The organism is Micromonospora globbae (genome assembly GCF_036184225.1).
Taxonomy (GTDB): Bacteria; Actinomycetota; Actinomycetes; order Mycobacteriales; family Micromonosporaceae; genus Micromonospora; species Micromonospora globbae.
Window position 1 is genome coordinate 3,663,176 of record NZ_CP108084.1, and the last position, 11,829, is coordinate 3,675,004.

General features: G+C 74.6%; 9 protein-coding genes and 2 pseudogenes. 5 read left to right on the forward strand and 6 right to left on the reverse strand.

Annotation, left to right across the window (positions count from 1 at the left end; genetic code table 11):
• The 6 genes and pseudogenes from OG994_RS16190 to OG994_RS16210 form a co-directional block, all read right to left on the reverse strand.
• Positions 1-1,491: a phosphatase PAP2 family protein gene (locus OG994_RS16190; protein WP_328850205.1), complete on the reverse strand. Its 1,491-nt coding sequence runs from the start codon at positions 1,489-1,491 to the stop codon at positions 1-3.
• Between the two features lie 97 nt (positions 1,492-1,588).
• Entirely contained in the window at positions 1,589-2,590 is a 1,002-nt protein-coding gene (locus tag OG994_RS16195; RefSeq protein WP_120329438.1) for a YihY/virulence factor BrkB family protein, read from the reverse strand.
• Positions 2,583-3,587 carry a diacylglycerol/lipid kinase family protein gene (locus OG994_RS16200; protein WP_120329550.1) on the reverse strand — a complete coding sequence of 335 codons (1,005 nt, stop codon included), beginning with the start codon at positions 3,585-3,587 and terminating at the stop codon, positions 2,583-2,585. The genes OG994_RS16195 and OG994_RS16200 overlap by 8 nt, the downstream gene beginning before the upstream one ends.
• 133 nt (positions 3,588-3,720) lie before the next feature.
• Positions 3,721-3,900 (reverse strand): annotated as a pseudogene (locus OG994_RS31680) (Clp protease N-terminal domain-containing protein); the annotation flags it as partial.
• Positions 3,901-4,095: 195 nt separating this feature from the next.
• Positions 4,096-4,278 (reverse strand): annotated as a pseudogene (locus tag OG994_RS31685) (Clp protease N-terminal domain-containing protein); the annotation flags it as partial.
• Positions 4,278-4,514, reverse strand: coding sequence for an HTH domain-containing protein (locus OG994_RS16210; RefSeq protein ID WP_120329436.1), 237 nt, complete (start codon positions 4,512-4,514; stop codon positions 4,278-4,280). The pseudogene OG994_RS31685 and the gene OG994_RS16210, both read right to left, overlap by 1 nt.
• 149 nt (positions 4,515-4,663) lie before the next feature.
• Here OG994_RS16210 and OG994_RS16215 point away from each other — a divergent pair, with 149 nt between their 5' ends.
• From OG994_RS16215 to OG994_RS16235, 5 genes are all read left to right on the forward strand, one after another.
• Positions 4,664-5,494, forward strand: a complete 831-nt coding sequence (locus OG994_RS16215; RefSeq protein ID WP_328850207.1) for a universal stress protein — start codon at positions 4,664-4,666, stop codon at positions 5,492-5,494.
• Between the two features lie 122 nt (positions 5,495-5,616).
• Positions 5,617-8,019 (forward strand): phosphoketolase family protein, encoded by a 2,403-nt coding sequence (locus OG994_RS16220; protein WP_120329434.1) that lies wholly within the window; start codon positions 5,617-5,619, stop codon positions 8,017-8,019.
• Complete coding sequence (locus tag OG994_RS16225) at positions 8,016-8,906, forward strand: universal stress protein (RefSeq protein ID WP_120329433.1); 891 nt, start codon at positions 8,016-8,018, stop codon at positions 8,904-8,906. Before OG994_RS16220 ends, OG994_RS16225 begins: the two co-directional genes overlap by 4 nt.
• A gap of 135 nt (positions 8,907-9,041) precedes the next feature.
• On the forward strand, positions 9,042-10,049 hold the full coding sequence (locus tag OG994_RS16230) for an Acg family FMN-binding oxidoreductase (protein ID WP_396843350.1): 1,008 nt from the start codon (positions 9,042-9,044) through the stop codon (positions 10,047-10,049).
• Positions 10,050-10,083: 34 nt separating this feature from the next.
• Positions 10,084-11,817, forward strand: a complete 1,734-nt coding sequence (locus OG994_RS16235) for a sensor histidine kinase (RefSeq protein WP_328850209.1) — start codon at positions 10,084-10,086, stop codon at positions 11,815-11,817.
• The last annotated feature ends 12 nt before the right edge of the window (positions 11,818-11,829 follow it).

Consider the following 11,829-nt stretch of genomic DNA (forward strand, 5'->3'; position numbering starts at 1 on the left):
TCAGTCCGCCCGGGCGGCGCGGGCCAGCTCGTCGTCGAGGCGGGACACGTCCGTCGCCTCGATGCTCGGCCGGTTGCCCTCGCGCACGTCGGCGTTGGGGCGGATCACCCAGTAGAGCAGGCCGATCCAGAGCGCGCCGAGCAGGATCGCCCCCAGGAAGTCGGTGGGGTGGTGCATGCCGCGGTACATGCGGGAGGTGGCCACACCCAGCGGCATGACCACGGCCAGCACCACGCTCAGCCACCGCCACCAGCGGTCGGTGCGGGCCATGACCAGCACGGCGATGGCCGTGTAGAGGCAGATCGTCGCGGCGATGTGCCCGGACGGGAACGACGAGGTGGGCATGGGACCGTCCAGGTTCTCCACGGGCGGGCGGGGGCGGTCGACGGCGTGGGCCGAGGCGAGGAAGAGGCTCAGCTCGCCGAACATGGCCAGCGCCACGAACAGCACCGGCCGCCACCGCCGCCACACCGCGAGCACCAACGGGCAGAACACCATCGAGACGAGCAGGATCGCGTGGGTGTCGCCGAACTTGCTCCACCACCAGCTCAGCTCGGTCAGGGCCGGGGTGTGCCGCTGCGCGAACCAGAGCGGCACCTCGGTGTCGAGGGTCGCGAGGAACGTCCCCTTGGCGTGGTAGCTGACGTACATGCCGAAGCCGTAGAGCGCCCCGAAGACCAGGACCCAGCCGACGAGCAGTTCCGCCACCGCGGAGCGCGGATGGGCCAGCACCTGCTCCTCGGCCGGGGCCGGGGCGATGTCGCGTCCCGCCTCCGGCTCCAGCCCCTCGGTCAGCGGCGGCGCCGGGCGGCCGCGTTCGCGCCGCCACAGCCGGAAGGCGTACGCGGTGACGCCGAGCCAGGCCGCGCCGAGCAGCCAGCCGGCGAGCACGTCGGAGACGAAGTGCACGCCCAGCGCGATGCGGGTCAGCCCGATGAGGAGCACGAGCGTGGCGGCCAGGCCGATGGCCGGGCGGCGCCAGCGGGGCGCCAGCGCCGGCAGGAAGACCAGCAGCAGTGCCCCGTACGCCACGAACGAGCCGAGGGCGTGCCCGCTGGGGAAGCTGTTGCCCGGCGCGCTGGCGACCGGCACGTCGACCACCGGACGGAGCCGGCCGACGAGCGTCTTCAGCGACGGGTCGAGGATCAGTCCGCCGGCGCCCGTGACGATCAGGTACACGGCCAGCCGGGGCTGGCGGCGGATCAGCAGCCCGACCACGGCGATGGTGACCAGCCAGATCAGGATCGGCCGTCCGCCGAGGTCGGTGACCGCCTGGAGCACGGTCACGAGGGGGTCGTGCGGCGCGACGAGGTCGTTGCACCATTGGGCGATCGCGCGGTCGGCGTCCTGCAACGGGCCCCAGCGGAACCGGACCAGCATGAGCAGCAGACCGAAGGCGGCGCCGGCACCGGTGACCGCCACGAGCCCGGCGAGGCTCCGCTCGGCGAAGTGCCCGATCGGTCGCCGCAGTGCCTCTCTGACCGTGGTCACCCCGTACCTCCCTCACCCGCATCGGCGAGGCGGCTGTACCCGATTCGGGCGGCGCGTACACCGGCGGCCGGACGGCCCGGCGCGGGTGGCGGGCGGGTCAGAGGGCGGTCATCTCGCCGGTGTCGAGGATCTCCGCGCGCTCGGCCTCGGGCTCCCACAGGTCCGGCTGGGCGGGTTCCTGCACCCCGATCCGCAGCGCCTCCAGCTGCGCGGCGAAGGCCAGCCCGCCGAAGAGCGCCACGCCGGTGAGGTTGGCCCACAGGAGCAGCGCCATGATCCCGGTCAGCGCGCCGTACGTCTGGCCGAACGCGTCGCTGAAGCGCACGTACGCGGCGAGCAGCAGGCTGGCCAGCCACCACAGCACGGTGGCGATGCCGGCGCCGAAGAACAGCCAGGACAGGCCCGGCTGCCGGCGCCGTGGCGCGTGCCGGAAGAGCACGGCCACCGCGAGCACGGTCAACGCCAGGCTCAGCGGCCAGCGGACGACGTCCCAGATCCCGTGGACGCCCTGGCCCCACGCGTAGTGCCGCTGGACGGAGTCGCCCATGGGCCCGCCGCCGACGAGGATCAGGAACCCGGTGAGGGCGGGCACGCCGGCGGTGACCGCGAGGACGGCGGCACGCACGTACTTCCATAGCGCCGGCCGGTCCCGTTCCACGCCGTAGATCCGGTTCGCGCCGCGCTCGATCTGGGCCATCGTGGTGGTGAGCGCCACCAGGCCGGTGATCAGACCGAGGGTGAGCGCCAGCTCCCCGGCGCGCTCGGTGCTCTCCCCCTCGCCGAGCAGTTCGGCCACCACCGGCTCGCTGGCCCCGGGTGTGAGCGCCAGGACGGTGTCGGCGACGACCTCGCCGCCCTCCTCCACGCCCAGTTCGCTGATGAGACCGGTGAGCGCGATCAGGAACGGCACCACGGCGAGGCAGAGCTGGAACGCGAACGCGCGGCTGTGGCTGAACCCGTCGCCGTAGCGGAACCGGATGAACGCGTCCCGCAGCAGGTGCCAGCCGCCCTCCCGGCGCAGGGTGCGCCAGGCGTCGTCGGCGGAGAGCTCCTCGTCGGCCATGAGCCGGGTCTCGGGCACCATGCGGGTGCTACTCACGGCGGGCCTCCTCGACGAGCTGTTCGCCGCGTTCGGCGGCCCGCTCGGCGTCCACGGCGAGGTCCGGCGCCCGCTCGGGCTGCGGCACGCAGAGCCACAGCGCCTTCGGCCGGATCACGGCGCGCAGCCGCCGGCTGGGGGCGATGACGTCGCCGTCGAGTTCCCGGGGCTGCGTACGGTCGGCCGTGACGACGACGCGCCGGCCGCGGAAGACCTCCATGCGGGGCACCCGGCCGTGCCGGCGGATCACGGCCCAGCCCAGGGCCGCCCAGTCCCGCAGCGTACGCGGGCTGAGCACCGCCACGTCGAGCCAGCCGTCGTCCGGTTCGGCCTCGGTGAGCAGCCGGATGCCGCCCTGGAGCCGCCCGACGTTGGCGATGAGCACGGAGCGGGCGCGGCGGCGGACCGGCGGGCGGTCGTCGATGCGGATCGACACCCGCATGGGCCGGTCGCGCAGGTGCCGCAGCCCGCCCACCACGTACGCCGGCCAGCCGATCCGCGCCTTGGTGGCCTCACTGGTGGCGGCGAGCATCTGCGCGTCGAAGCCCATGCCGGCCATCACGGTGAAGTGGCGCCCGTCGACCTCGCCCACGTCGAGCAGGCGCCGGCCGCGCTCGACGGCCACCTCCAGACCGGCGGCCAGGTCGGTGGAGAGCCCGAGGTTGGCGGCGAGCAGGTTGCCGGTGCCCTGGGGCAGCACGGCCAGCGCCACGTCGGTCCCGACGAGGGCGCTGACGCAGGACATCACGGTGCCGTCGCCGCCGCAGGCGAAGACCACGTCCACGCCGGCGCGGACCGCCTCCTGCGTCTGCCCGCGGCCCGGGTCGGCCACGGTGGTCTCGTACCACAGCGGCTCTGGCCAGCCGGCGGCGGCGAGGGCGTCGGTGACCGTACGCCGCAGCCCGGCCAGATCGGCCACCTTCACCGGGTTGACGACCACGGCGGAGCGCAACCCGCCGTCGTCGCTCGCGGGCCGCCCCCGCCCTTGCGCAGTCACGGCGCCAGTGTGCAGCAACCGGGACCGCCCCGCGAGCCACGACGGGGGCGGCGTCGCGAGCGCCACAGACAGGTTTACGAGCGTGGCGGGTCGTGGGGGTGGCCGGTCAGGCCGCCGTACGCAGCGCCGCCTCCACCCGGCGGCGCAGGTCGCCGAGTTCGATGCCGGCCTCGGTGAGCACGAGCGCGGCGAGGCCGTGGCCCTCGCGGAGCAGGCCGAGCAGGATGTGCTCGGTGCCGATGTGCCGGTGCCGCAACCGGATCGCCTCGCGCAGCGACAGCTCCAGCACCTTCTTCGAGCGGGGTGAGAACGGGCCGCCGGAGTAGCGGCGGCGGCGCCGGCCCCAGCGGCGGGGCCGCTCCGGCACCGCCTCGCGCAGCGCGTCGGGGCCGAAGGTCTCCTCGATGCGGGCCACGATCGCGGCCAGGTCGATGCCGATCTCCCGCAGCGCGGCGGCGTCGGCGTCGCCGAGGCCGACGCCGCCGGCCTCGGTGTGCCGGCGGATGCGCCGGCGCAGGTCGTCGGCGGTGACGCCGGCGTCGGTCAGCAGCCGGCTGGCGAGGCTGTCCTCGTCGGCGAGCAGGGCGAGCAGCAGGTGCTCGGTGCCCACCGGCCGCTGACCTTCGGCGCGGGCCTCGTCCCGGGCCCGGCGCACGGTCTCGCGGGCCCGGTCGGTGAACCGTTCGAACATCACGCCTCCCAGGAGGTGGGGACCGCCGGTCGCCCGGCGTGCTTCTTGTGGACCGCCTGCCGGCTGACCTCGAGCGCGTCGGCGATCTCCTGCCAGGACCAGCCCTGCCGTCGGGCGTTGTCCACCTGGACCACCTCGAGTCGTTCGAGCAGCCGGCGCAGCGCGCGGACGGCGCGGAGCCCGACCCGGGGGTCGGCGCTGCCGGCGGCCGCTGCGAGTTCCGTCGCCTGATTCATACTGTCAACTTACGTTGACAGTATGGCTCGTGTCAACCCTTGTTGACAGATGCGGCGCTGGCGAACCGACCCGCCGGGACGGCCGCACGACTACCCTCGGTCGAGGGAAGCGTGGTCGTGCCGGTCGCGACGCCCGGGAGGTGATGTCGATGACCGCAGCCGCCGGTCAAGCCGTGATGGTCGGCCTCGGCTCCGCCCGCAACCTCCCCGTGGTCCGGATCGCCGCACAGGAGGCCGCCGCGCACGGCCGGTCGCTGCACCTCGTGCACGCCTTCGACTGGGCCGCCGCGTTCGCGGCGGACACCGTGGCGGCGCCACGCGACGAGGCGGAGGACCTGATCGCCCGCGCCAACGACCTGGCCCGCGACGTCGAGCCGGAGCTGACGGTCACCGGTGAGATCGTCGAGGGCCCGCGGGTGCCCGTCCTGCTGCGCCGGTCGGAACGGGCGTTCCTGCTCGCCGTGGGCGACGGCGGGATGGCCACCTGCGCCGACTGCGTGCCGGCCGACGCCCCGGCCGTGCAACTCGCCGCCCGGGCGAGCTGCCCGGTGCTGGTGGTCCGCCGGGAACCGCCGCCGCAGGGCCCGGTGCTCGTCGGTGTGGACGGCTCCCCCAGCTCGAACCGCGCCCTCGAATGGGCCCTGGAGTGCGCGGGCCGGCGCAACGCCCGCCTGCTCGCCCTGCGCGTCACCGAGCAGGACGAGGACGACGACGAGGTGACCCGGCAGCTCACCGAGGTGGTCGGGCGGTACGCCGGACGGCACCCGGAGGTGCCCACCGAGTGCCACACCATCCGCGGGGACCCGGGCGGCGTCCTGGTCGAGCAGTCCCGGTCCGCGCAGGTGGCGATGGTCGCGGCCCGCGGCGACGAGCCGGGACGGGGAATGCTCGGCGCGGTGGCGCAGTCCCTGCTCTACCACGCGCCCTCGCCGGTGATCGTGGTCCGGGGCATGACCGACACCGCCGCGCAGGGGGCGTGACGCCCCGGCCGTTGGGGACCAACGGCCCTGACCGCCGACAACCCGGTCCGGGAGGCTGGACCGGCCGGAGGAACGGCGCTTCCGGATGCAGCATCCCCCCAACCGCGAGAGGCTCAGTCACCATGGACACCGCTCTCGACCTGCAGGAGCCCCTGACCGACGACGAGCTGCGCCGGGTGGACGCGTACTGGCGAGCGGCGAACTACCTGACCGTCGGGCAGATCTACCTGCTGGACAACCCGCTGCTCCGCCAGCCGCTGGCGCCCGAGCACATCAAGCCCCGCCTGCTCGGCCACTGGGGCACCAGCCCCGGGCTGAACCTGCTGTACGCCCACCTCAACCGGGTCATCGTCGCCCGCGACCTGAACGCCATGTTCATCACCGGGCCGGGCCACGGCGGCCCCGCGATCGTGGCGAACACCTGGCTGGAGGGCACCTGGACGGAGCGCTACCCGGGCGTCGGCCGCGACGAGAGCGGCATGGCCCGGCTGTTCCGGCAGTTCTCGTTCCCCGGCGGCATCCCGAGCCACGTGGCCGCGGAGGTGCCGGGCTCCATCCACGAGGGCGGCGAACTGGGGTACGCGCTCAGCCACGCGTACGGCGCCGCGTTCGACCACCCGGACCTCGTGGTGGCATGCGTGATCGGCGACGGCGAGGCCGAGACCGGCCCGCTGGCCGGAAGCTGGCTGTCCAACGTCTTCCTCAACCCGGCCCGCGACGGAGCGGTCCTGCCGATCCTGCACCTGAACGGCTTCAAGATCGCCAACCCGACGGTGCTCGCCCGGATCCCCGAGCAGGACCTGCTCGAACTCATGCGCGGCTACGGCTACCAGCCGTACGTGGTCGCCGGCGACGACCCGGCGCGGGTGCACCAGGCTCTCGCCGCCACCCTCGACCGCGCCCTGGACGAGATCGCGGACATCCAGCGTCGGGCCCGCTCCGGCGACGCCGTCGAACGCCCGCGCTGGCCGATGATCATCCTGCGGACGCCGAAGGGCTGGACCGGGCCGCGGGAGGTCGACGGCGCGCCCGTCGAGGGGACCTTCCGCTCGCACCAGGTGCCCCTGGCCGAGGTCCGGTCCAACCCCGCGCACCTGGCCGAGCTGGAGCGGTGGCTGCGCGGCTACCGCCCGGAGGAACTGTTCGACGCCACCGGCTCCCCGGTCGAGGAACTGCTCTCCCTGCCGCCGCGCGGTGACCGGCGGATGAGCGCCAACCCGGTGACCAACGGCGGGAGCGTGCTGCGGGACCTCACCCTGCCCGACTTCCGCGACTACGCCATCGACGTGCCCCGACCGGGCGAGCCGATGGCCGGCGCCACGGGGGTGCTCGGCGGCTGGATCCGCGACGTCATCGCCGCCAACCCGGAGACGTTCCGACTCTTCGGCCCCGACGAGATCGCCTCGAACCGGCTCGGCGCCGCCTTCGACGTCACCGGCCGGACCTGGGTGGCCGCCACCGTCCCCGGCGACGAGCACCTCTCCCCCGACGGGCGGGTGATGGAGGTGCTCTCCGAGCACCTGTGCCAGGGCTGGCTGGAGGGGTACCTGCTGACCGGACGGCACGGCGTCTTCACCAGCTACGAGGCGTTCATCCACATCGTCGACTCGATGGTCAACCAGCACGCCAAGTGGCTGAAGGTCACCCGGGGGATCGGCTGGCGGCAGCCCCTCGCGTCGCTGAACTACCTGCTCTCCAGCCACGTCTGGCGGCAGGACCACAACGGCTTCTCCCACCAGGACCCGGGGTTCATCGACCACGTGGTGAACAAGAAGGCCGAGGTGGTGCGGGTCTACCTGCCCCCGGACGCCAACAGCCTGCTCTCCACCATGGACCACTGCCTGCGCAGCCGCCACTACATCAACGTGGTGGTGGCCGGCAAGCAGCCCGCCCCGAACTGGCTCACCATGTCGGAGGCGATCCAGCACACCCGGCGCGGCCTGGGGATCTGGGACTGGGCCAGCACCGACGCCGGCAGCGAACCCGACGTGGTGCTCGCCTGCTGCGGCGACGTGCCGACCCTGGAGACGCTGGCCGCCGCGGACCTGCTCCGCCAGCACCTCCCGGAGCTGAAGGTGCGGCTGGTCAACGTGGTCGACCTCATGCGGCTCCAGCCGCCCAGCGAGCACCCGCACGGCCTGCCGGACAAGGAGTTCGACACCATCTTCACGGCGGACCGGCCGATCATCTTCGCGTACCACGGCTACCCGTGGCTCATCCACCGGCTCACCTACCGCCGCACCAACCACGGGAACCTGCACGTGCGCGGCTACAAGGAGGAGGGCACCACGACGACGCCCTTCGACATGGTGATGCTCAACGACCTGGACCGCTTCCACCTGGTCATCGACGTCATCGACCGGGTGCCCGGGCTCGCCGCCCGCGCCGCGCACCTGCGCCAGCACATGGTCGACACCCGGCAGGCGTGCCGGGACTACACCCGCCAGTACGGCGAGGACGACCCGCGGGTGGCGGAGTGGCGCTGGGTCCGGGAGACCGAGCCGGGCCTGCGGAGCGGGGCATGAGCGCCGGCGACGTCCTCGTCGGCTACGACGGCTCCCCCGACGCCGACGTCGCCGTGCGGTGGGCGCTGGACGAGGCGGGACGGACCGGCCGGGCCGTGCGGCTCGCGTACGTCTTCGAGTGGGCCACCGTGGTCGGCTGGCTCGGCCCCGGTGTGGCGCCCGGTGCCTGGCCGGACGAGACCGCCCGGCACGAGATCGAGGAACTGGTCCGCCGGGCGGCGGCCGACGCCTCCGCCGCCCACCCCGACATCGAGGTCACCGGGCAGGTGCTCGACGGCCCGCCCGCCCTGGTCCTGCAGGAACGCTCCGCGGACGCCGGCCTGCTGGTGCTCGGCAGCCGCGGCCACGGCGGGTTCGCCGGCCTCCTCGTGGGCTCGACGGCGGTCTCGGTTACCGCGCACGCGCACTGCCCCGTGGTGGTGGTCCGCGCGAACGGGACGGCCGCGGCCGTACCCACCGACGGGCCCGTGGTGGTCGGCGTGGACGGCTCCGACCAGTCGCTGGTGGCGCTCGGCTTCGCCGCCGAACGGGCCGCCGCGCGCCGGAGTCCGCTCCGGGTGGTCAGCGCCTGGTCGCCGCCCGGAGCGGGATCGTGGCGGCCGGGCGCCGGCCCACCGCCGGACATGGACGAGCTGGCGGCGGACGAGCGCGCGGCGCTCGAGCACACCGTGGCGCCCTGGCGGCGCACCTACCCGGAGCTGGACATGCGGGTCGAGGTGACGGCCGGCAGCCCGGCGTCGCTACTCGTCGAGGCCAGCCGAGGCGCGCAGATGGTGGCCGTCGGCACCCGGGGGCGCGGCGGGCTGCGGGGCATGCTGCTCGGCTCGGTGAGCCAGCAGCTCATCCAGCACGCGCACTGCCCGGTGGCGGTCGTCCGGGAACGCTGAGCCGGGCCGAAGGGCCCGGGCGGTGGGGACCTGCGTACCGTGCGGGCCCCACCGCGATGGCGCAGGATGGACCACAAGCCGGCCCGCGCGGCGCCCCGGGTGGGGCACGATAGGCGCAGAGGAAAGGTCGTGAGGATGAGCCAGGAGAGCCCGACGGACCGCCCGCTGACGACCGCGCTCGCGGAGGCCGCCGCCACCGCCGGCCACGCGCCCTCGGTGCACAACACCCAGCCCTGGCAGTGGCGGGTGCTGCCCGACGCGCTGGAGCTGCGCGCGGCCCGCAGCCGGCAGCTCGCGGCGACCGACCCGGAGGGGCGGTTGCTCACCCTCAGCTGCGGCACGGCTCTGCACCACGCCCGCACGGCCCTGGCGGCCGAGGGTTGGACGCCGGTGGTCGAGCGGCTGCCCGATCCCGACGACCCGCAGCTGCTGGCCCGCCTCACCGGGCTCCACCGGACCGACCCCGACCCGGCCGCCATGCGGCTCGTGCAGTGCATGCAGGTCCGGCACACCGACCGCCGGCCGGTCAGCGACGAGCCGGTGCCCACCACGGCGGTCAAGGAGATCGCCGAGGCGGCCGTGGCCGAGGGCAGCCGGCTCCAGATCCTCGACGGAGACCAGGTGCTGGAGCTGGCCGCGGCCGCCGCGCACGCCGGGACGGTCGAGGCGGAGGATCCGCAGCTGCGCGAGGAGCTGGCGTACTGGACGAGCCGGGCCGGCACGGGCACCGGCCTGCCCTCCGACGTGCTGCCCGAGCAGGCGCCGCAGACGACCGTGCCGGCCCGCGACTTCGGCCGCCCCGGCACCCTGCCGATCGGCGCCGGGCACGACCGCGCGGCCGTGTACGCGCTGCTCTACGGCGACGAGGACGAACCGGACAGCTGGCTGCGCGCCGGCGAGGCGCTCTCCGCCGCCTGGCTGACCGCGACCCGCCTCGGCGTCTCCGTGGTGCCGCTCAGCGGCGTCGTGGAGGTCGAGGGCACCCGCCAGACGCTGCGTGGCCTGCTCGCCGGGCTCGGCCACCCGTACATCGTGCTGCGCCTGGGCATCGCCGACCCGGCGCACGCGGGGCCGCCGCACACGCCGCGGCTCGCCACGGAGCAGGTGGTCGACACGTCCGCGCTGCGCGGTGAGCACGGCTGAGGAGTCGAGGCGCCGCCGGCGATAGCATCGCCCGATGGCAGCGAGCACCCCGAATTCCCGGCCCGAGTCGCCCCCGACGCCGTCGCTCGGGCTGAGCCCGCTGTCCCGCGTCCGCCTCGACGAGCTGCTCCAGGAGATGCTGGACCGGGTCGGCGAGGTCGTGACCAGCCGCGAACGGCTCCGCGCGCTGCTCGACGCCGTGGTCGCCATCGGCAGCGACCTCGACCTGCGCACCACCCTGCAACGGATCGTGCAGGCGGCCTGCGAACTGGCCGGCGCCCGGTACGGCGCGCTGGGCGTCGTCGGCCCCGACCGGATGCTGCACGACTTCATCGTCCACGGCATCTCGCCGGAGGTGCACGCCCGCATCGGCGACCTGCCCCACGGGCGGGGCGTGCTCGGCCTGCTGATCGACGAGCCGCGCCCGCTGCGGATGCCCGACATCACCAAGCACCCGAAGTCGTACGGTTTCCCGCCGAACCACCCGCCGATGCACAGCTTCCTCGGCGTGCCGGTCCTCGTCCGCGACCGGATCTTCGGCAACCTCTACCTGTCGGAGAAGCAGGGCGCCACCGAGTTCACCGATGACGACGAGGAGATCGTCGTGGCGCTCGCCGCGGCGGCCGGCGTGGCCATCGAGAACGCCCGCCTCTACGCGCTGGCGCACCGGCGGGAACGCTGGCTCGCCGCCACCGCCGAGATCACGTCGCTGCTGCTCGGCGAGGTACGCCGCACGGACGCGCTGGCGCTGGTGGCCCGCCGTGCCCGCGAGGTGGCCGAGGCGGAGCTGTCCCTGGTCCTGCTCTTCGACCCGGAGGGCGAGACGTTCACCGTGGAGGTCGTCGACGGCGGCGACGAGGCGGCCCGCGCGCTGGCGGGCACCGTCGTGCCGGCCGCGGAGACCAGCTTCGGCGAGGCGGTCGCCGCGGGCCGGCACGACCTGGTGGACGACCTCGCGCACGCCGCGCCCTGGCCGGCGCTGCTCAGCACGGGCCCCGCGGTGATCGCTCCGCTGGCCACCGCCGACACCCTGCACGGCGTCCTGGTGATCGCCCGCGGCGCGGACGGGGACGGCCCCGCCACCGACGACGACATGGCCCTGCTGAGCAGCTTCGCCGGGCAGGCCGCGCTGGCCATGGAACGGGCCCGGGGCCAGGAGGAGCGGGAACTGCTCGTGGTGCTCGAGGACCGCGAACGCATCGCCCGTGACCTGCACGACGTGGTCATCCAGCGGCTCTTCGCCACCGGCCTGCAACTCCAGAGCGTCGCGCCGATGAGCATCCGGCCCGAGGTGGCCAAGCGCATCAACGCCGCCGTCGACGACCTCGACGCCACCATCAAGGACATCCGCCGGACGATCTTCGAGCTGCGCACGCCCATGAGCGCCGCGCTGCGCACGGAGATCCGCGAGGCCGTCGAGGTGGCCGCCGAGTCGCTCGGGTTCCGGCCCGACCTGGAACTGACCGGGCCGATCGACAGCGCCGTGCCGGACCAGCTCCGCCCCGACCTCACGGCCGTGCTGCGGGAGGCCCTGTCCAACGCCGTACGCCACGCGCAGGCCGACCGCGTGTCGGTCGCCGTACGCGTGCACGCCGGGCGGGTGTCGGTGACCGTCACGGACGACGGGGTGGGCTGCGACCCGGCCGCGGCCCGGGGCGGCCTGGTCAACCTGCGCGAACGCGCCGAGCGGCACGGCGGCGAGTTCACGCTGCGTCCGGCGCGCCCTCGCGGCACCGAGCTGCACTGGTCGGTGCCGCTGGGCGACTGACCGGCCGCCGCG